The 20050-nt window shown below is 63.5% G+C and carries 17 protein-coding genes; 3 read left to right on the forward strand and 14 right to left on the reverse strand.

Annotated features, from left to right (window positions below):
- Positions 1-8 precede the first annotated feature (8 nt).
- Positions 9-1013 carry a DctP family TRAP transporter solute-binding subunit gene (locus KPG71_RS02030; RefSeq protein WP_216336390.1) on the reverse strand — a complete coding sequence of 335 codons (1005 nt, stop codon included), beginning with the start codon at positions 1011-1013 and terminating at the stop codon, positions 9-11.
- 186 nt (positions 1014-1199) lie between these two features.
- On the opposite strand from KPG71_RS02030, the gene KPG71_RS02035 reads away from it, so the two are divergent.
- Positions 1200-2021, forward strand: coding sequence for an IclR family transcriptional regulator (locus KPG71_RS02035; protein ID WP_253196013.1), 822 nt, complete (start codon positions 1200-1202; stop codon positions 2019-2021).
- A 20-nt stretch (positions 2022-2041) separates the two neighbouring features.
- On the opposite strand, the gene ribD is transcribed toward KPG71_RS02035, so the two are convergent.
- From ribD to KPG71_RS02100, 13 genes are all read right to left on the reverse strand, one after another.
- Positions 2042-3112, reverse strand: coding sequence for a bifunctional diaminohydroxyphosphoribosylaminopyrimidine deaminase/5-amino-6-(5-phosphoribosylamino)uracil reductase RibD (ribD, locus tag KPG71_RS02040; RefSeq protein ID WP_216336711.1), 1071 nt, complete (start codon positions 3110-3112; stop codon positions 2042-2044).
- Between the two features lie 23 nt (positions 3113-3135).
- Positions 3136-3621 carry a transcriptional regulator NrdR gene (gene nrdR / locus KPG71_RS02045; protein ID WP_073033007.1) on the reverse strand — a complete coding sequence of 162 codons (486 nt, stop codon included), beginning with the start codon at positions 3619-3621 and terminating at the stop codon, positions 3136-3138.
- A 375-nt stretch (positions 3622-3996) separates the two neighbouring features.
- Positions 3997-4437: a hypothetical protein gene (locus tag KPG71_RS02050; RefSeq protein WP_216336392.1), complete on the reverse strand. Its 441-nt coding sequence runs from the start codon at positions 4435-4437 to the stop codon at positions 3997-3999.
- Positions 4434-4877: a secondary thiamine-phosphate synthase enzyme YjbQ gene (locus tag KPG71_RS02055; RefSeq protein WP_216336394.1), complete on the reverse strand. Its 444-nt coding sequence runs from the start codon at positions 4875-4877 to the stop codon at positions 4434-4436. The genes KPG71_RS02050 and KPG71_RS02055 overlap by 4 nt, the downstream gene beginning before the upstream one ends.
- Positions 4878-5686: 809 nt before the next feature.
- Positions 5687-6070 carry a hypothetical protein gene (locus tag KPG71_RS02060; RefSeq protein WP_216336396.1) on the reverse strand — a complete coding sequence of 128 codons (384 nt, stop codon included), beginning with the start codon at positions 6068-6070 and terminating at the stop codon, positions 5687-5689.
- A 3-nt stretch (positions 6071-6073) separates the two neighbouring features.
- Entirely contained in the window at positions 6074-8071 is a 1998-nt protein-coding gene (rpoD, locus tag KPG71_RS02065; RefSeq protein WP_216336398.1) for an RNA polymerase sigma factor RpoD, read from the reverse strand.
- Between the two features lie 118 nt (positions 8072-8189).
- Positions 8190-10142, reverse strand: a complete 1953-nt coding sequence (gene dnaG / locus KPG71_RS02070; protein WP_216336400.1) for a DNA primase — start codon at positions 10140-10142, stop codon at positions 8190-8192.
- Positions 10143-10182: 40 nt separating this feature from the next.
- Positions 10183-10479, reverse strand: coding sequence for a DNA primase (locus tag KPG71_RS02075; protein ID WP_216336402.1), 297 nt, complete (start codon positions 10477-10479; stop codon positions 10183-10185).
- A 110-nt stretch (positions 10480-10589) separates the two neighbouring features.
- Complete coding sequence (locus KPG71_RS02080) at positions 10590-11141, reverse strand: sarcosine oxidase subunit gamma (protein ID WP_216336404.1); 552 nt, start codon at positions 11139-11141, stop codon at positions 10590-10592.
- Entirely contained in the window at positions 11134-14064 is a 2931-nt protein-coding gene (locus KPG71_RS02085; RefSeq protein ID WP_216336406.1) for a sarcosine oxidase subunit alpha family protein, read from the reverse strand. Before KPG71_RS02085 ends, KPG71_RS02080 begins: the two co-directional genes overlap by 8 nt.
- Positions 14061-14333 (reverse strand): sarcosine oxidase subunit delta, encoded by a 273-nt coding sequence (locus KPG71_RS02090; protein WP_216336408.1) that lies wholly within the window; start codon positions 14331-14333, stop codon positions 14061-14063. Before KPG71_RS02090 ends, KPG71_RS02085 begins: the two co-directional genes overlap by 4 nt.
- 63 nt (positions 14334-14396) lie before the next feature.
- Positions 14397-15650, reverse strand: coding sequence for a sarcosine oxidase subunit beta family protein (locus KPG71_RS02095; protein WP_216336410.1), 1254 nt, complete (start codon positions 15648-15650; stop codon positions 14397-14399).
- 141 nt (positions 15651-15791) lie between these two features.
- Positions 15792-17222 carry a Glu/Leu/Phe/Val dehydrogenase gene (locus KPG71_RS02100; protein ID WP_216336412.1) on the reverse strand — a complete coding sequence of 477 codons (1431 nt, stop codon included), beginning with the start codon at positions 17220-17222 and terminating at the stop codon, positions 15792-15794.
- 363 nt (positions 17223-17585) lie between these two features.
- Between KPG71_RS02100 and KPG71_RS02105 the strand changes: the two genes are divergently transcribed.
- On the forward strand, positions 17586-19514 hold the full coding sequence (locus KPG71_RS02105) for a VWA domain-containing protein (protein ID WP_216336414.1): 1929 nt from the start codon (positions 17586-17588) through the stop codon (positions 19512-19514).
- Positions 19511-20044 carry a TadE/TadG family type IV pilus assembly protein gene (locus KPG71_RS02110; protein WP_216336416.1) on the forward strand — a complete coding sequence of 178 codons (534 nt, stop codon included), beginning with the start codon at positions 19511-19513 and terminating at the stop codon, positions 20042-20044. The genes KPG71_RS02105 and KPG71_RS02110 overlap by 4 nt, the downstream gene beginning before the upstream one ends.
- Positions 20045-20050 lie beyond the last annotated feature (6 nt).

The following is a 20050-nucleotide window of genomic DNA, read 5'->3' on the forward strand; positions in this document are numbered from 1 at the left end:
GGTCAGGCTCAGTTGGTCGCCGCGACCGTGTCCTCGAAGGCCTTGACGATCTCGTCACCGACCTTGGCCGCCCATTCGTCATAGGCGGGTTTGGTCGCGGTCTTGAAGGCCCCCAGTTCCTCGGCGGAGGGCTGATAGACTTCCATGCCCTTTTCCTCCAGGAACGCGATCCCGCTTTCGGTGGCCTCGCGCGAGATTTCACGCTGGTAGGTCATCGCCTCCTGCGCAGCGGCGCGCAGCTTTTCCTGCGTTTCGGCATCGTAGCCGTTCCATTTCTGCTCGCTGATGCCGACAAAGATCGGGTCATAGGAATAGTGCCAGGTGGTCAGGTACTTCTGCACCTCATAGACCTGCTGCGGAATGATCACCGCGCCGATGGGGTTTTCCTGCCCGTCCACGACACCCTGTTGCAAGGCCGTCATGGTTTCGCCCCACTGCATCTGCTGGGGGTTCGCGCCAAGCGCATTCATCACGTCGATATACATCGGGCCGGCGACCCGCATGTTCAGGCCCTTCATGTCGTCAGGCGTCTTGATCGGACGAATGTTGTTGGTGATCTCGCGGAACCCGTTCTCCCCCCATGCCAGAACGACGATTCCCTTTTCACCAAGGATCTCGGCCAGCATCTCGCCCGGCGCGCCCTGCGTGGTGGCGTCGACCTGGTCGTAGTTCGAATACATGTAAGGCAGCGAGAAGACCGCCATTTCAGGCACCAGGGGAGTCACGTTGATCGCCGAGGTCACCACAAGGTCCAGCGCGCCGCGCCCGACCATCTCCGCCTGGCGCATCTGGTCACCGCCCGAAAGCTGCGCGTTGGGGAACACACGCACGCTGATATCGCCGCCCGTGGCGTCCGAAATCAGTTCCGCGAATTTCTCGGCGCCCTTGTGCCATGTCGTCGTGTCGCCGGTATTGTGCGACAGGCGCAGGGTTTCCGCAGCCGCACCGCCAACCATGAGACCGCCTGCCAACATGCACGCCAGCGCAGATTTTCCGAAGTTCAAAATTGTCATGTAGTCCTCCCAAACTATTACCCCATGACGGGCAAGATATGCGCCGCAACAATCGGCACCACGTGATCCATATAATGGAATATTATGTCCAACAAGAGAAATAAAACCTTGAAAAGTTTTCCCAAACCTCAAAGATATCAGGAAAATAGGAAAATCCACCAAACGCAAGGCGTAGAACTGGTCCACATGATGGAACACGACGGGTTATCTCTCGACGCACCCAAGGCCGCCGGGGCCCAGACCGTGGACCGTGCGCTGGCCGTGCTCAGCGCCGTGAGCCGCCATTCGACCGACGGGGTCAGCCTTGCGGAACTGGTCGGGGAAACGGGGCTCAACAAACCCACCGTGCGGCGGCTGCTGCTGGCCCTGATGCGTGGTCGCATGGTCGAACAGAACGCCGGCACCCGCAGGTATTTCCTTGGCGAAGAGGCCTATATCCTCGGCACGTTCGCGGCCCAGCGCCACGGGATTCTCGAACATTGCTCGCAATCCCTGACCCGTCTGGCCCGCGACACCGGCGATGCGGCCTTCATCTCGGTCAGGCGCGGCCACTCGTCCCTCTGCCTGCACCGCGAAGAAGGCTCCTATCCCATTCGCACCCATGCGCTGACCACCGGGCAACTCCACCCCCTGGGGGTCGGCGCCGGGTCGCTGGCGATGCTGTCCGCCCTCCCCGATCCCGAGGTCGAGGCCGTGCTCGACGCCAATGCGGCCGTACTGGCCAGCGACTATCTAGAATTTTCTCAGGACACGCTGCGCAAACACATCGCCATAACCCGTGAAAACGGGTTCGCGCTCAATCCCGGCCTGATCTATCCCGATTCATGGGGCCTCGGCGTGGTGCTGCGCCGCTTGGATGGGGCCATCGCCGGGGCCTTGTCGCTGGCCGCGGTCGAAAGCCGCATGCAGCCCGCGCGCCGCGCCGAACTGCTCGGCCAGTTGCAACGCCACGCCCGCACCATCGAAGACTCCCTCGCCCGGCTCTACGCCCCGCGCCTCGGGACGTGATCAACCCGCCGTTCCGGCGGTCAGTCGCGCAGCCAGCGATGCATCACGTCGCCACCCACTGCGCGCGTCTCGGCCAGGCGGAAGCGATGCGCGGCCTCCAGCCGCTCCAGCCCCAGCGCGCCGATCCCCGGCAGGCCCTCGGCCCCGATGGCCAGCCCGGCGGTGAACCCCACCAGTTCGTCCACCAGCCCCGCCTGCAACAGCGACGCCGCCAATCCGCCGCCGCCCTCGCAGAAAATCCGCGTCAGCCCGCGGTCGCCCAGTTCCTCCAGAACCGACGCCACATCCAGTTGCCGCCCCACCAGATCGCAGGCGATCCGGCTCGCCCCGACACCGTCCCACGCCTCGGCCAATACGTCATCGGGGTCCGGCCCGTGGCACAGCCATAGCGGAATGTCCTGCGCACTGCGCGCCAGTTGCGACATCAGCGGCAGGTCCAGCCGCCGCGACACGACCACCCGCACCGGCTGGCGCACCGCGCCATGCCCGCGCACCGTCAGCATCGGATCGTCGGCGCGCGCCGTGCCCGCGCCCACCATCACCGCGTCATGGCGCGCCCGCAGCCCATGCACCAGATGCCGCGCCGCCGGGCCGGTGATCCACTGGCTGTGCCCCGTCGCCGTGGCGATCCGCCCGTCGAACGAGGTGGCCAGCTTCAGCGTCAGATGCGGCCGCCCGCCGGACTCCCGGCGCAGGAACCCGCCCAGATCGGCCATCGCCTGCTCGGCGCAGACACCTGTCGTCACCTCGATCCCCGCCGCGCGCAGCCGCTCGAACCCCTTGCCCGACACCCTTGGGTCGCTGTCCGGCACCGGCGCGACCACCCGCGCCACACCGGCCCCGATCAGGGCATCGGCGCAGGGCGGGGTCTCGCCGTGATGCGCGCAAGGTTCGAGGCTGACATAAACAGTGGCGCCGCGCGCCGCCGCACCGGCCCGCGCCAGCGCCTGCGGCTCGGCATGGGGCCGCCCGCCCGGCGCGGTCCAGCCGCGCCCGACAATCCGCCCGTCCTTGACGATCACGCAGCCCACCGCCGGGTTGGGCCAGCACCGGCCCTGCCCCCGCCGCCCCAGCGCCAGCGCCAGGGCCATGAAGCGGGCGTCGCCGGCGCCGCTCACTCGTCCGATTGCTTGGCTTCGGCGATCGCCTCGTCCGGGCGCAATTCGCTCACGAACTTGTCGAAATCGTCCGCCGCCTGGAAGTTCTTGTAGACGCTGGCAAAGCGCACATAGGCCACGGTGTCGATCCGCGCGAGGCTCTCCATCACGATCTCGCCCACGGTTTTCGACGGAATGTCCGTCTCGCCCATGCTTTCCAGCCGCCGCACGATGCCGGAAATCATCTGCTCGATCCGCTCCGGCTCGACCGGGCGTTTCTGCAAGGCGATCCGGATCGACCGCTCCAGCTTGTCACGGTCGAAATCCTCGCGCCGCCCATTGCTCTTGACCACCACCAGATCGCGCAACTGCACGCGCTCATAGGTGGTGAACCGCCCGCCGCAGGCCGGGCAGAAGCGCCGCCGCCTGATCGAAACATGATCCTCGGCGGGCCGTGAATCCTTTACCTGGGTATCGATATTTCCGCAAAACGGGCAGCGCATCGGCCGTTCCCCTTTTCTTCATCTGCCTCTCGGTCATGGGTCTGTTCGCCCACTTATCCACAGGCACTATAGGACACCCTCTATCAATTGTGTAGGGGGGAAATGCAGCCCCCAGATCATGGGGCCACCGGCCTGAAAATCCGGCGTAAATCGCCCGATACGGAACGCCCGGCAACATGTATCCCGACAGATCCGAAACAGAACAACGCCAGGGTCGCGCCCGACCCCGAGGGTGGGCGCGGTGACATCCGCACCGGCATCGCCTCACAAGGCCAACGTCATAATCTGTTGAAACGCTCGTACAATTCGCGCCCGCCCTGGGGGGCGGGGTCGGGCGCGAACCGGATCGCACGCGATCCGGGATATCTTCGAAACCTAGTACCCGTATTCCACCGTCCCCGCACGGCACCGCAGATGCGCGATCTCGCCCATACCGTCGCGGTGCACCACGATCCCGCCGAACAGCCCGTCGGGCGGCCCCGGCTCCACCGCGTCGATCTTGTCGATCCCGGCATAGACCTCATAGACCACATCGTTGTTGCGCAGCCGCATCGCCTCCCAGATGGTGCGCCCGATGCCCGGCCACGGCTCATGGTCGGCCCCCTCGCCAAACCGCAGGCTCAGCGCAAGCTCCGGCGCGCCGCCCTTGGGTCCGAACCGATAGCTCAGCCTCCGCTCGTCATGGCAGAGTTCCACCGCCTTGCCGCCCCCGTCGATATCGCAGCGCAGGAACACCTCCTGCCCCGCCGGGCAACCGGCCCGGACCGGCGCGGCCCACAGGCCCAGCACCGCAAGACCGGCGCAAACCGTCCTCATGGCTTCCACTGCGGATTGTGGCTCTCCGAGATATGCGCGGCCACCTGCCGACTATGCGGGGCGTCGCGATGCTCAACCACGTAAATCCCCTGCCACTGGCCCAGCACGGGGCGGCCATGCGCCACCGGAATTTGCAGGCTGACCGGCAACAAGGCCGCCTTGATATGGGCCGGCATGTCATCGGGCCCCTCCAGCGTATGGGTCAGGTAAGACATCGACGGATCGTCGCCGCGCGGCACCAGACGGTTGAAATAGGCCATCAGATCACGCCGCACATCCGGGTCGGCGTTTTCCTGTATCAGTAAACTGGCCGAGCTATGGCGGATGAACAGCGTCAGCAACCCCTGCTGCACCTGCACCTGCCGCACCCAGCCAGCCACCTGATCGGTGATCTCATAGAGCCCCGGCCCATGCGTCGGAATGGTAAAATGGGTTTGCATGGCGCTACGCTGCGCCAAAGCGCCCCCCGGCGCAAGGGGAACGGCCCGGCCCGCCGCACGCCTTGGGGGACGCGTGGCGTATCGGTCTTGCGTTGCGCCCGAAGCCGGCCTTGCGAGCCGGGCAAGGGCAAGGTCCGGTATGTCCGGTATTGTTGCACACGGCACCATGTCCGACGGTTGTTCGGATCGAGCGCATTGGAGCCTTTCCCCCAAGCGCGAAACAGCGGCCGCAGGTCGCCGCGCATCGCCGGGCCACCCGTCGCACCAAAGGTGCGCCGACTATGATTGGCACGCCTTTGGCGTGACGGCACGGCGATTTGTCTGATGTAAGCGCCACGCTCTGACCATTTCATGATTTGGCTGCCATAAAGTGCCACTACCCACAGGAAGGATCGCCGCACCGCGGCCCAGCGATACCCGGCTCTGCACCAGAAACGTTAAGCGACCGCACAAACCGGGCACAAATCCAGCCACGCTCTAACCGCCGCCCGCCCTGTTCACCATTACCCACCGCACGCCCCGTTAACCCGGCCCCGCAAAACCACGCGCCCCCCTGCCTCATCCTCCCGCCGGTTAACAGCCCGCCCGCAAACTCCGCCCCCCAAACCCGCCGAAACCGTCCATTGCGTCCATCATGGAGACACCTCCACCGGATCACCCAGAGTTTCGTACAAAACCCGCGTACACTTCGTACGTTTTGTACGAAACTCGAACGAAAAAGGGCCGCGCGATGCGCGACCACATATCCAGCCCAAACTATGAAGTTACGACTAAGTTCCACAAAGGTAGCAAAGTAACATCATTTCAAGTCAGGTGAGCTTTGCAATTACAAAGTCCAGAACGGCGTTTGCTTGAACCGCATCCCGAACAAACAACTTATACTCCCCATTGGACACGATTTCTCCGTTAGGAAATTTGGCAACAACTTCACGCTTATCAAAAAACCCCGCATTAAATGCAGGATTTCTAAAATAGCATGTGAGCCTATCTCGCGCGCCCTTGAAGGCAAAGCAGTTTTGATTGTCTTTCAACACCCTAAAATCTGAAAATGCACCATGAGGTCCTGCCTGACATTGCAAAGATGAGCAGCTTAGAAAACCCACAACAAGCATGAAGAATGCTCGTTTAGCGTCGTGATTTTCCAAGCTGCCATACAAGGCAATGAATCTGTCAAGTTCTTCAAGTGAAGTCATCACTTACTGATCCAGGAAACTCCGCAGCTTCCGGCTCCGGCTCGGGTGCTTCAGCTTGCGCAGCGCCTTGGCTTCGATCTGGCGGATACGTTCGCGGGTCACGCTGAACTGCTGGCCCACTTCCTCCAGCGTATGATCGGTGTTCATCCCGATGCCAAAGCGCATCCGCAGCACCCGTTCCTCGCGCGGGGTCAGCGATGACAGAACCCGCGTCGTGGTTTCCTTGAGGTTGTCCTGAATGGCGCTGTCCAGCGGCAGGACCACGTTCTTGTCCTCGATGAAATCGCCAAGCTGGCTGTCTTCCTCGTCCCCAATGGGGGTCTCCAGCGAAATCGGTTCCTTGGCGATCTTCATCACCTTGCGAACCTTTTCCAGCGGCATCTGCAGCTTCTCGGCCAGTTCCTCGGGGGTGGGTTCGCGGCCGATCTCGTGCAGCATCTGGCGGCCCGTGCGCACCAGCTTGTTGATGGTTTCGATCATGTGCACCGGAATACGGATGGTGCGCGCCTGATCGGCGATCGAGCGGGTGATCGCCTGACGGATCCACCATGTCGCATAGGTGCTGAACTTGTAGCCCCGGCGATACTCGAACTTGTCCACCGCCTTCATCAGGCCGATGTTACCTTCCTGAATGAGATCAAGGAATTGCAGGCCGCGGTTCGTGTATTTCTTGGCAATCGAGATCACCAGCCGCAGGTTGGCCTCGACCATTTCCTTCTTGGCCAGGCGGGCCTCTTTCTCGCCCTTCTGAACCTGCGCGACGATGCGGCGGAATTCGCTGATATCGAGGCCCACATACTGGCCCACCTGCGCCATGTCAGCGCGCAGTTCGGCCACCTTTTCGGGGCTGCGTTCCATGAACATCTGCCAGCCGCGGCCGGGCTTTTGCGCCATGTCCTCCAGCCAGTTCGGGTCCAGTTCGCGGCCCCGGTACTCGTCGATGAACTCGCGGCGGTTGATGCGGGCCTGATCGGCCAGCTTCACCATGGCGCTGTCGATCTGCATGATCCGGCGGTTGATGCCGTAGAGCTGGTCGATCAGCGCCTCGATCCGGTTGTTGTGCAGGTGCAGCGAGTTCACCAGTTCCACGATTTCCGAGCGCAGCTTCTGATAGGTCGCTTCCTGCTTGTCGCTGAACGAGCCATCCTCGTTCAGCGTGGCGGAAATGCGGCTGTCCTGCATTTCGCTCAGCATTTCATAATCGTCGGCGATCCGGTCCAGCGTCTCCAGAACGCGCGGCTTCAGCGCCGCCTCCATGGCCGCAAGGCTCATGTTGGCCTGTTCGTCGTCCTCGTCGTCGTCATCGTCCTTGGCGATGGGGTTGCCATCAGCGTCCAGCTCGGGCTGGTCGTCGTCCTTGCCCTTGCTGCCCGGCGCGTTGGACACATTGGCCGCCTCGACAACCGGCTGCCCGTCGTCGTCCCCGTCCTCGCCCATCTGGTTGCCAAAGGTCGTCTCGAGGTCGATCACATCGCGCAGCAGGATGTCTTCGCCCAGAAGTTCGTCGCGCCAGATGGTGATCGCCTGGAAAGTCAGCGGGCTTTCGCACAGCCCCGCGATCATGGTGTTGCGCCCGGCCTCGATCCGCTTGGCGATGGCGATCTCGCCCTCGCGGCTCAGCAACTCGACACTGCCCATCTCGCGCAGGTACATGCGCACCGGATCGTCGGTGCGATCCAGCTTCTCTTCCTTGCCCGAGCCAAGCGTCAATTCGCCCCGGCGCCCCACTTCGGCCACCGCGGTGGATTTCTGCTCTTCCTCTTCGGCCTCGTCATCCTCGATGATGTTGATGCCCATCTCGCTGAGCATCGACATCACATCCTCGATCTGCTCCGACGAGACCTGCTCGGGCGGCAGAACCTTGTTCAGCTGATCGTAAGTGATGAACCCCTTCTCACGCGCCTCCGCGATCATCTTCTTGACCGCAGCCTGGCTCATATCCAGAGACATCTCCGTGTCCTGATCGTCGGGCTTCTGGTCTTCGTTATCCTTGGCGGCCATGAAGGTCTCCTGAGCAGTGGGCGGTCGGGCGATTCGCAATTCCGAATCAATACCGTCACAAAGTGATTCGCAAACCCGTTTACCCTGTTTTCTTTACCTATTCCTCACCAAACCGCAATCAACGCGTACGCTTGGTGTAACTGATCTTCTCCAAAAGCGCATCGAACTGCTCGCGCTCGTCGCGATTGATTCGCGCTCCGTTCTCGGCAAGATCGTATTCCACACGGTCCTCGGTCTGGTTGCGCAGGGCGCGCTGGCGTTCCTCGGCGGCCTGCCCCAGACGCCATGTCACCGCCTCGTCGGCCAGCCCGGCCAGATCCTCGGCCGCTTCACTCACTTCGGCACTCAATCCGCGCTCGGACGACAATTTGGCCAGTTCCGCAGCGATCGTCAAACGTGCCATCTCGGCATCGCCCGGATGGCGCACCGGCGGGGCCAGCGCGACATGGGGCAGCCGCAGCAGGTTTTCAAGGGCCTCGGGGCCCATTGCCGCCTCGATCTGGGCGTGCAATGTCTCGACCCCCGCAACGGCATGGTTCAGGATCAACTCGCGCAAACGGTCATGCTCGGGGTCCGAGCAGACCATCACTTCAAGCGCGCTTTCGAATTCCTCGAACACCTCGGGCGTGCAGATCAACGAGGCCAGGATCGCGGCCTCGCGCAGGCGCGTCTGCGCCGCCTCGTCCGCCGCCACCAGAAGCGAGGATTTGGTCGAGGGCATTGCCGTCGGGATCGGCTGCCACTTGCCTCCGCGCGCCCGCGCGCCGGGCTTGAAACTATCCCGCCGCGGGTTGAACAACTGCCAGCGCAAATCCTTGATTGCCTGCCCGTAATGGCTGCGGATCGACGGATCGCGGATCAGCTTGATCTTTTCGCGCAGGGCCTTGTCCAGCGCCGCGCGCCGCTCGGGGCTGTCGAACACCCGGCCTTCGGTTTCGCGCTGCCACAACAGTTGCACCATGGGCAGCGCACCGTCCAACACCGCCTGCACCGCCGGGGCGCCCTTGGCGCGCAACAGGTCGTCCGGGTCCTGCCCCTCGGGCATGATGGCAAACCGCAGCGATTTTCCCGCCTCCAGCAGCGGCAGCGCAAGGTCGATCACCCGATGCGCCGCGCGCAGGCCCGCCGTGTCGCCGTCCAGTGCGATGATCGGCTCGTCGGAGATACGCCACATCATCTGCAACTGATGTTCCGTCACCGCCGTGCCAAGCGGCGCAACCGAGGCCCCGAACCCCGCCAGCGCCAGCGCGATCACGTCCATGTACCCTTCGGCCACGATCAGCGGCTGCCCCTTGCCCGCCGCCTCGCGCGCAGGGCCGTGATGATAGAGCGTGCGGGATTTGTCGAACAGTTCGGTCTCGGGCGAGTTCAGGTATTTCGCATTGTCGTTCGGGTCCATCGCCCGGCCACCGAAGGCAATACACCGCCCGCGCGGATCGCGGATCGGAAACATGATGCGGTTGCGGAACGTATCATAGGGCCGCCCGCCCTTCTGGCTGGGCTTGGCCAGCCCGCAGGCGAGGATCAGGTCATCCTCGACCCCTTTGCCCTTCAGATGATCCCACATGCCCTGCCACGCATCGGGGGCGAAACCGATCTCGAACCGCTCAAGGGCCGCCTCGTCCAGCCCCCTACCCGCCAGATACGCGCGCGCGGCAGCGCCTGCGCCGGTTTTCAATTGCAGACGGAAATGGCCCACGGCCATGTCCATGACCTCGGCCAGTTGGGTGCGCCGGTCGGCCTTTTGCTGCGCCTGCGGATCGCGTTCGGGCATGGGCATGCCCGCCTCCTGCGCCAGAATGCGCACGGCCTCCATGAAATCCACGTTTTCGGTTTCCCGCACAAAGCTGATCGCATCACCCTTGGCGTGACATCCGAAGCAGTAATAATACCCCTTGCGGTCATCGACATGGAAACTGGCGGTCTTTTCGTGATGGAACGGGCACGGCGCCCACAGATCGCCCTTGCCCTGATTGGACTTGCGCGTATCCCACATGACCTTGCGGCCCACCACTTGGGCAAGCGAGGTGCGCGTTCGCAGTTCGTCCAGAAATCCAGGGGGCAGGCTCATGTCTCAATATATGGGCAAAGCCCCGCCTTTGGGCAAGGGACTACTGCGCCAGACATTGCTCTTTGTAGGACACTTCCACCGCATCGCCCAGAACTTCCTCAGGCAGAGTGTAAACCCAATCCACGATAGGCTGCACGGCAGGCCTGTACCGCGCATCGGTATCGCCGATCGTGCCGGTAACGGCCTTGACGGTGGCCTCCGCCGCCGCCCCGTCGGCGCGGGACGTCACGGCCTTGCCGACGATATCGGCAGTCTTTTCGCACATGGTTTCCTTGTCCTGCGCCGCAACTGGCGTGGCCATGAGCAAAGCGGCGGCAAAGGCGGCAAGACGTGTCATAAAACCCTCGAATCCGTATCACTTGATCCCCCAAGGTAATGCAGTGATCCGAAATTGAAAGGGCCGGACGCGGGGAATGCACCGCCCGGCTTCCCATCCGCCACCCCCCCCTATCGACCGGCACGGGCCGCCACGCTCTCCATCACGTCGCGCAGGTCATGCACCAGCGCGCGCGCCATGCTGCGAAAGACCATGATCTCGAAAGCGTCGCCCGACAGCCGCGTGATCGCGGCCTGCATATGCCGCAGCTCGCTGCGCGCCGTGGCGCCCGGCGCAAACGCACTCTCCCGCAAGTCGACCGGCACCAGCCGCGCCAGCACATCCACCGCCCCCGGCCCTTCCAGCCGCACGACGGCCCAGGCATCGGAGTGATCGGCCACCGCCGCATACTGCGCCAACTCCGGCGCAGGCTCCGGCCCGATCAGCAACAGCGTCTCGCGCCCGAACCACAGGATACGCGCGCCATCCGACACCGTGCTGCGCCCCGGCGCAGGGGCCGCGATGCCACAGGCGGCCTCCAACGCCCCGGACAGCGCCCCCGCCCGCCCCTTGTACGGCATCAGGCAGGTCATCGCGCCCGGCGCGCCTTCGGACAGGGTGACCCCGCCAATACTCAGCGGCAGCAGCCCGTCACACGGGGATTTCGCCCTCAGTTCAATCACGCAACCGCCCTCCGTCCGGGTCGTACTGCACCGGGTCCTGCACCTCGCACAGGGTTTGTGACCCCTTCATGCGATCCACCATGCGGATCACCTCGCCATGCCGGGCGCGCCCGTTTTTCAGAAACCCCAGCCCGATCATATGCCCGAAGGTCGGCGAAAACCCGACCGAGGTGACATAGCCCTGATCGTTATCGCTGACCGCCTCGGCGGCGCGCGCAAACAGATGCGCCCCGGCCACCAGTTCCCTGACCGCGCCAACGGGTTTCAGCCCCACCAGTTGTTCACGCTCCTCGCCCAGCAATCCGGGGCGCGCGGCGGCGGCCTTGCCGATGCATTCCTTGGCGCTGCTCATCATACCGCCCATTCCAATGTCGAACGCCGTGGTGCGCCCGTGAATTTCGGCATGGGTGATGAACCCTTTTTCCAGCCGCAGCACGTTCAGCGCCTCCATCCCATAGGGGCCGCCCCCTGCGGCCTCGGCCCGATCCACCAGCAGATCGAACAGCGCCGCGCCGTAACGCGCCGGCACCGCGATCTCATAGCCCTGCTCGCCCGAGAACGAGATACGAAACAGCCGCCCGGCAACACCGCCAAGGCCGACCGCCCCGCATGACATGAACGGCCAGTCCCCGCCCTCGATCGGCGCATCCAACACCGCGTTCAGCACCTCGCGCGCCCGCGGCCCGGCCACGGCAAACTGCGCCCATTGCTCGGTGACCGAAGTGAACCGCAGATCCCATTCCGGGTGCAGGCACTGATGCACGAATTCCAGATGCCGCATCACCTGCCCCGCCGCCGCTGTGGTGGTGGTCATCAGGAAATGATCCTCGGCAAGCCGCGCGGTGGTGCCGTCATCCATCACATGCCCGTCCTCGCGCAACATCAGCCCATAGCGCACCCGCCCGACCTTGAGCGTCGAGAAGCGATTGGCATAGACGAAATCCAGAAAACGCCCGGCATCCGGCCCCTGAATGTCGATCTTGCCAAGGGTCGAGACATCCGCCACCCCGACCGCCTGTCGCACCATCCGAACCTCGCGATCGCAGGATTGCCGCCAATGGGTTTCGCCCTTGGCCGGGAAATAGCTGGGCCGATACCACAACCCCGCCTCGACCATAGGCGCGCCGCGCTCCACGCTGGCCGTGTGCGAGGTGGTCAGCCGCTCCGGCGCAAAACCGCGCCCCCGCCCGCCCGCACCGAGCGCGGCAATCGCCACCGGCGTATAGGGCGGGCGATAGGTGGTCGTCCCGGTCTCGGGGATGCCCTGCCCGGTGGCGTCGGCCAGCACCGCCAAAGCCCCGATATTGGAATTCTTCCCCTGATCCGGGGCCATGCCTTGGGTGGTGTAGCGTTTCATGTGCTCGACCGAGCGGAAGTTTTCAGCCACCGCCAGTTGCACGTCCTTGACCGTCACGTCGTTCTGGAAATCCAGCCAGGCGCGCCCCTTACCCGGCACATGCCACAGCGGCTGAATGTCATAGGCCCCATCCTCGGCACGCGGCACCGGAACCTCCGGCACGCTCAGGCCCATGTCCTCCAACTCCGCCCGCGCGGCCTGCGCACCGCTCTCCAGACAAGCCTGCGTCGAGAACGCACCGTTGCACGCCCCTGCGGCGCGCAACCCCGGCACCGCGCCCTCGCGCGGGACGAACCCGGCGATCTGCGCGTTCCAGTCGGGCCGCCCGCCCATATGACAGGTCAAATGCACCGTCGGGTTCCAACCGCCCGAGATGCCCAGACAATCCGCTTGTATCCGGTCCATACCGCGCGGCCCGGTCAGCGTGATCGCTTCCAGCCCCTTGCGCCCATGTGCATCGCTCACCTGCATTCCGGGATAAAACGGCACGTCCAGATCGCACCTGGCCCCGTGCCGCGCGTCGATCAGCGCGGCCACATGCACCCCCGCCGCCAGCAGATCGGCCGCCGTGCGATGCGCGCTGTCGGTATTGCCGAACACCGCCACACGCTGCCCCGGCGCCACCCGCCAGCGATTGACATAACCCCGCACGGCCCCCGCCGTCATGATGCCGGGCCGGTCGTTATTGGCGAATGCCACGGGCCGCTCCAGCGCACCCGCCGCCAGCACCGCGCGCCGCGCCACGATCCGCCAGAAACACTCGCGCGGAGCACCGTCCCGTGCCGCCACATCGGGGGCCAGCCGCTCCAACGCGCCATAGGTGCCCTGATCGTAGGCTCCGATCACGCTGATGCGCGGCATCAGGCGCACATTGTCCATCCCGGCCAGTTCCGCCCAAATGTCTGCAGCCCAGACATGCCCCGGACGCCCGTCCACCTCGATCCGCTCCAGCGTCAGCCGCCCGCCGGGGCGCGTATCCTCGTCGGCCAGGATCACGTCCGCCCCGGCGCGTGCCGCCATCAATGCGGCCATCAGCCCCGCAGGCCCCGCCCCGATCACCAGAAGATCGCAATGCGCAAAGGCCTTTTCGTACCGCTCCGCCGCCGCCTCGCGCGACAGCGCCCCCAACCCGGCGGCGCGGCGGATCACCGGCTCGTAAACGCGTTCCCAAAACGCTTTGGGCCACATGAAGGTCTTGTAATAAAACCCAGCCCCCAGAAACGGCGCTGCAAGGGCGTTGATGCCCATCACGTCGAAATCGACCGACGGCCAGGCGTTCTGGCTGCGCGCCTCCAACCCCTCGTACAGCTCCAGCGTGGTCGCGCGCAGGTTGGGTTCCTGCCCCGGCCCCTTGCCCACCGTGACCAGCGCGTTCGGCTCTTCGCTGCCCGTGGTGAACACGCCGCGCGGGCGATGATACTTGAACGAGCGCCCGACCACGCGCAACCCGTTGGCCATCAGGGCCGAGGCCAGCGTGTCGCCCTCGAACCCCCAGTACTCGCGCCCGTCAAAGCGGAATTTCAGCCGCCGCTCGCGGTTGATCAGGCCCTCGCCGCCGATCCTCATGCGCCCGTCCTCTTCGCATCCGTGGCCAGTTCGACCTCCAGCACCTCGTGGGTGGCGGTGTTGCGCGTCACCACCAGCCACGCGCCACAGCCCATCTCGTGATGCCATAGGTCACGGGTCACGCCGCAAGGGTTCTCGCGGTTGTGGATGTAATCGTCCCATGCCGCTTCTCCGGCCTCCGCTCCGGGCCGGTCCAGCGCCACCGCCGCGCCCTGATACCAGAACTCGCGCCGGTCCCGCTCACCGCATAGCGGACAGGTGATCCTCATTGCGCCCTCCCCGGCTTTGTCTCGGTCAAAATTCCCATATCCCGCGCCCTCGATCCTGCGCCGTCAGTGCAGGTTGTGCTGGCTGCCGGTGCCTTCTTCGTCCATCAGCCCCCGGCCCGTGCGGAACCGGTCCAGCCGGAACCGCGCCGCCGGGCCGTGGTGGCGATCCGTCGCCACCAGATGCGCCATGGAAAAGCCCGAGCCCGGCACCGCCTTGAACCCGCCATAGCACCAGCCGCAATTCAGATAGAGCCCGCCGATCCCCGAATGGTCGATGATGGGCGACCCGTCCGGCGTCATGTCCATGATCCCGCCCCAGCTGCGCAGGACCTTGGCCTTGCCGATCATCGGCATCAGGGCCATGCCGGCCTCCATGACATGCTCGACCAGCGGCAGGTTCCCCCGCGCCGCGTAAGAGGCATACATGTCCAGATCGCCCCCGAACACCAGTCCGCCCTTGTCCGACTGGCTGATATAGAAATGCCCCATGCCGAAACTCACCACATGGTCGATCACCGGCTTCAGCCCCTCGGTGACGAACGCCTGCAGGACATGGCTTTCGATCGGCAGGCGCATCCCCGCCATCGCCGCCACCTGGCTGGATCGCCCGGCCACGATCACCGCGACCTTCTTTGCCCGGATCGCGCCGCGGCTGGTCTGCACCCCGGTCACGCGCCCGCCCTCGATGTCGATCCCCGTCACCTCGCAATTCTGGATCAGGTCGACGCCCCGGTCGCTGGCGCCGCGCGCATAGCCCCAGGCCACCGCGTCATGACGCGCCGTGCCCGCGCGCCTCTGCAGAATGCCGCCATGAATCGGAAACCGCGCCTGTTCATAGTCGAGATAGGGCAGGAGCTTCTTCAGCTGCGGCACGTCCAGCAACTCGGCATCGTCCCCCTGATTGCGGATCGCATTGCCCCGCCGGATCGCCGCATCGCGCTGCGCGTCCGAGTGGAACAACCCGATCTGCCCGCGCTGGCTGTGCATCACGTTATAGTTCAGGTCCGCCTCCAGCCCCTCCCACAGTTTCAGGGAATGGCTGTAGAATTCCGAATTGCCGGGCAAAAAATAATTGGCGCGCACGATGGTGGTGTTGCGCCCCACGTTGCCGCCGCCCAGATATCCCTTTTCCAGAACGGCGACATTGGTGATCCCGTGTTCCCGCGCCAGGTAATAGGCCGTGGACAGCCCATGCCCGCCGCCGCCGATGATCACCACGTCATAGGCATCCCTGGGCTCTGCATCGCGCCACTGCGCCTGCCAGCCCTTGTTCCCGCGCAGCCCTTCCCTGAGAACGCGCAGACCTGAAAACCGCATCACACACTCCCTGATCCTTCCTTCGGACTGAACCAAGAGCCCACTCAAAACGCAATGATCAAAACGGCGAATGGCCGGGGCAACACCCGGCCATTTCAGTATCGGATCGCATGATGCGCGCCGGGGCGCGCCAACCGGGCGCTACAGCCCGAGCGCGCGATAGCTGGCCGCGACCTTCTCGATCGACACCAGATAGGCCGCGGTGCGCAGGTCGTCGCAATCCTCGCGCGAATGCCAGACTTCGCGCATCGACTGGTAAGCCGTGCGCATCGTGTCATCCAGCCCCGAACGCACCAGTTCCAACTCACCCGCGCCGCGCAGGTATTTCTCCTTGAAATTGGGCGACATGGTCCAGGCGTCGCCCAGATGATCGTCCAGTTTTTCCAACTCGCGCACGATCAGCTCGTGACGCGCCTCTTCCTGACGGCGGCCCATGCGGCCAAAGCGGATATGGCTCAGGTTCTTGACCCATTCGAAATACGATACCGTCACACCGCCCGCATTGGCATACATGTCGGGGATGATCACGATCCCCTTGTTGCGCAGGATCTCATCCGCCCCGGCGGTGACCGGCCCGTTCGCCGCCTCGATGATCAGCGGGGCCTTGATGTTGTCGGCATTGCCCAGGTTGATCACCCCTTCCAGAGCGGCGGGGATCAGGATGTCGCATTCTTCCTCAAGATATTTCGATCCGTCCCGGATGAACTTCCCGGACGGATATCCATCGACCCCGCCATGCTTGGCGATCCAGGCGTGCAGATCTTCGATATTCAGACCGTCGGGATCATACAGGCCACCGTCCCGTTCGATCACCGCGATGATCTTACACCCGTCTTCTTCGCTCAGGAACTTGGCGGCATGATACCCCACGTTCCCAAGGCCCTGTACGATCACGCGCTTGCCATCGAGCGACCCGCTCAGACCGGCGGCCTTGATATCCTCGGGATGGCGGAAAAACTCACGCAGGGCGTATTGCACACCCCGGCCCGTGGCCTCGGTCCGGCCCTGAATGCCGCCCGCATTCACCGGCTTGCCGGTCACGCAGGCCCGCGCGTTGATATCGGTGGTGTTCATGCGCCGGTACTGATCGGCGATCCAGGCCATTTCACGTTCGCCCGTTCCCATATCGGGGGCCGGCACGTTCTGGCTGGGGTGGATCAGGTCGCGCTTGGCCAACTCATAGGCGAAGCGGCGGGTGATCCGTTCAAGTTCGTACTCGTCCCATTCACGCGGGTCCACGCACAAGCCGCCCTTCGAGCCGCCAAACGGCGCCTCCACCAGTGCGCATTTGTAGGTCATCAGCGCGGCCAGCGCCTCGACCTCGTCCTGATTGACCTCCGTGGCATAGCGGATACCGCCCTTGACCGGCTCCATATGTTCCGAATGAACACTGCGGTAGCCCACGAATGTCTGCATCTGGCCGCGCAGGCGCACCCCGAACCGCACCGTATAGGTCGCGTTGCAGACCCTGATCTTTTCCTCCATGCCGGGCGGCAGATCCATCAGCGCCACCGCGCGATTGAACATCAGGTCCACGCTTTCGCGAAAGGTCGGTTCTTTAATGGCTGACATCACAGGTCTCCCTTATACCTCCGGAGTGCCTCCGGCCGTTGCGATCAATACGCCGCAATCGTAGGGACATGGTTAATGCCTGCGACAATTTTGTCCACCCATGCCGCCTGAAACTTGTGCAATTCGTTTTCGCCCTAAAAGTACCTTGACAACCATGGCGCGAACTGGTGGTTTTCCCCTACCGAGACCACGGCATTGTCAGAGCTTCGCGAACAATGGTCGAGACTCGGAAAGATTGAATAAAATCTCCGCATAAACAATGCATTAGAGGCGGTTTTTCGCCTTATTTTTGCCATATAATTCATTAATACAGCCTACCTTGTAGTCCGTTACAGGGGATATTTTTCCCCGAAAGGTGTGAACATGACAGGTTCGGCTAAGACACATTTCAAACGTACCATGATCGCGTCGTGGAGCTCGCTGAAAATTCCCGAAAAATTCAACGCACGGGCCCGGACGTTCGCCTCTGACGACTCCGGCGCGATGGTCATTCTCGCGCTGTTCTTCTTTGTCATAATGCTGGCCGCTGCGGGCCTCGGTGTCGACACGATGCGCCACGAGATGCAGCGCACGCACATTCAGGCGACGCTGGACAGCGCCGTGCTTGCGGGTGCGGGCGCTCCGGCGGGGGCGACGAAAGAGGATATCAAGGACATCGTCGAGGATTACTTCGACGCCGCCGGGTTGCAGGACTACCTGCACGAGATCGACCCCGACAAGGATATCGACGCCGGCATCAACAGCAAACGCGTGACGGCCTCGGCCTCGATGACGATGAACACGTTGCTGATGAAACTGTCGGGTGTCGACACGCTTAACGCGGGCGGCGGCTCCACGGCTGCCATCGCATCGCCCAAGATGGAAATCGTTCTGGCGCTCGACGTGTCGGGCTCGATGGCCGGCACCCGCCTGACCAAGCTGAAGGAAGCCGCCAAGGAATTCGTCAGCGACGTCCTGAACAAGTCGGACGAAGGCTCCACCACCATTTCCATCGTTCCCTACAGCTGGAACGTCACCCCGACGCAGGAAATTTTCGACGCGCTTTCCGTGGACCAGCAGCATGGCTACTCGACCTGCCTGGACTTCACCGACGATGAATTCAACAGCTCGTCGATCGACCCCAATCGTGCCTATGCCCAGACGATTTTCACCTCGGTCTATGGCAATTTCGGCGAGGTCGGCAACGGCAACGTGGAATACGGCGGTTCAAGCGCCTATAACCGCAGCTGCTTTACCGACGACTATTTCCGCATCCTGCCCTATGCTAGCACCTACGCCCCGCTGGAGGCGAAGATCGAGTCGCTCAAAGCGGCGGGCAGTACCTCGTCGGACATGGGCATGAAATGGGCCTCCGCGCTGATCGACCCGGCATTCCGTCCGGTCGTGACCGAGCTTCAGAAAGATCGGGCCGGGACCGACAGTGACGGCAATGCCATCACCTACAACATCGTCAACCCCGACATCAACGACCTGCCCGCGCTCTACACGACCGGTCAGGTGCGCAAGATCATCATCCTGATGGGCGATGGCGCGAACGACTGGTCTTATCACCTGAATGACCCCAACGACCTGATCGACCCGGACGTGCCCAAGGATCACACCTGGGACGACTACCGCGGGCCGGACTCAAACCTCTATTTCGTCAAATACAACGAAAAGGAATTCGAGCGCGCCAAACTGGTGAATCAGTCCGGCAATGTTCTCGAGTATTCGAATTCCGAGTCCAATTGCGGGGATGACGAATACGAGTGGCAATACAATTCCAGGAGGAGGAGATGGGAGCAAGTCTATGTCGGCACCTGGGAATGTGACTACACCCGCGGCAGCGAAGAGTTGACCGGATACTACATCTACACGCCGCTGAAGTATCAGGATTATTACGAACCGGAAGACAACAGGTATTACTCGGACCTCGACGACCTCTACCCCTTTATCATCGAGCAAACCCGTCTGTCCTGGGAACAGGCCTGGGGCCTGATGTCACCGGATTACTATCGTCAGAAAAGCGGCGACAGCACCCCCGACAACCAGTTCGCGCGCTATAGCTCGGGCAGCATCAGCCCGTCCGACAAGGACGACCGTATGAGCTCGATCTGCGCCGCCACCAAGGCCAAGGACAACGTCCTGATCTTCACCATCGCCTTTGAAATGGGCGATCAGAGCAGCGCCGCGGACAAGCTCCGGAGCTGCGCCTCGGAAGTGGGCTATCACTATGACGCCAACACGGTGAACATCAAACAGGCGTTCGGCTCCATAGCCGCCAACGTCCAGAAGCTGAGGCTGACCCAGTGATCCGTTTCCTTCGCAACAGGCTTGCGCGGTTCAGGCGCGACGACGGGGGGAACGCCTCGGTCGAGTTCGTGATCATCGTCCCCGTGTTCATCGCATTGCTGGTGTTTTCGATCGAACTCAGCCTGATCACGCTGCGCCACGCGCTGCTGGAACGCGGTCTCGACCTGACCGTGCGGCAAATCCGGCTGGGCTACGCCATCCCCCCCGATCACCCCACGATCAAGAACATGGTGTGCGACTTCTCCAAGCTGGGCGGAAACTGCAGGGAAAACCTGCGGCTTGAAATGAAGCCCGTGGACATCCGCGCCTATGCCAGCCTCGACCCGATTCCCGATTGCACCGACGCCGCGGAACCGACCAAGCCCGTGCGAACATTCGATCCCGGCCAGACCAACCAGCTCATGCTGTTGCGCGCCTGCCTGAAATACAGCCCGCTAATGCCCGAGGCGACGCTCGGCAGGGCGCTGGCAAAAGACAGCAGCGGGCGGGCCGCCGTTGTGTCCATGGCCGCTTTCGTTCAAGAGCCGTGAGAAAAA

It is taken from the genome of Roseovarius sp. PS-C2, assembly GCF_018862045.1.
GTDB lineage: Bacteria > Pseudomonadota > Alphaproteobacteria > Rhodobacterales > Rhodobacteraceae > Roseovarius.

What these genes read in the sequence shown, in the direction of transcription:
- KPG71_RS02030 (WP_216336390.1), bottom strand. Translation starts at nt 1,013, where the DNA reads ATGACAATTTTGAACTTCGGAAAATCTGCGCTGGCGTGCATGTTGGCA.
- KPG71_RS02035 (WP_253196013.1), top strand. Translation starts at nt 1,200, where the DNA reads ATGATGGAACACGACGGGTTATCTCTCGACGCACCCAAGGCCGCCGGG.
- ribD (WP_216336711.1), bottom strand. Translation starts at nt 3,112, where the DNA reads ATGGCCCTGGCGCTGGCGCTGGGGCGGCGGGGGCAGGGCCGGTGCTGG.
- nrdR (WP_073033007.1), bottom strand. Translation starts at nt 3,621, where the DNA reads ATGCGCTGCCCGTTTTGCGGAAATATCGATACCCAGGTAAAGGATTCA.
- KPG71_RS02050 (WP_216336392.1), bottom strand. Translation starts at nt 4,437, where the DNA reads ATGAGGACGGTTTGCGCCGGTCTTGCGGTGCTGGGCCTGTGGGCCGCG.
- KPG71_RS02055 (WP_216336394.1), bottom strand. Translation starts at nt 4,877, where the DNA reads ATGCAAACCCATTTTACCATTCCGACGCATGGGCCGGGGCTCTATGAG.
- KPG71_RS02060 (WP_216336396.1), bottom strand. Translation starts at nt 6,070, where the DNA reads ATGACTTCACTTGAAGAACTTGACAGATTCATTGCCTTGTATGGCAGC.
- rpoD (WP_216336398.1), bottom strand. Translation starts at nt 8,071, where the DNA reads ATGGCCGCCAAGGATAACGAAGACCAGAAGCCCGACGATCAGGACACG.
- dnaG (WP_216336400.1), bottom strand. Translation starts at nt 10,142, where the DNA reads ATGAGCCTGCCCCCTGGATTTCTGGACGAACTGCGAACGCGCACCTCG.
- KPG71_RS02075 (WP_216336402.1), bottom strand. Translation starts at nt 10,479, where the DNA reads ATGACACGTCTTGCCGCCTTTGCCGCCGCTTTGCTCATGGCCACGCCA.
- KPG71_RS02085 (WP_216336406.1), bottom strand. Translation starts at nt 14,064, where the DNA reads ATGAGGATCGGCGGCGAGGGCCTGATCAACCGCGAGCGGCGGCTGAAA.
- KPG71_RS02090 (WP_216336408.1), bottom strand. Translation starts at nt 14,333, where the DNA reads ATGAGGATCACCTGTCCGCTATGCGGTGAGCGGGACCGGCGCGAGTTC.
- KPG71_RS02095 (WP_216336410.1), bottom strand. Translation starts at nt 15,650, where the DNA reads ATGCGGTTTTCAGGTCTGCGCGTTCTCAGGGAAGGGCTGCGCGGGAAC.
- KPG71_RS02100 (WP_216336412.1), bottom strand. Translation starts at nt 17,222, where the DNA reads ATGTCAGCCATTAAAGAACCGACCTTTCGCGAAAGCGTGGACCTGATG.
- KPG71_RS02105 (WP_216336414.1), top strand. Translation starts at nt 17,586, where the DNA reads ATGACAGGTTCGGCTAAGACACATTTCAAACGTACCATGATCGCGTCG.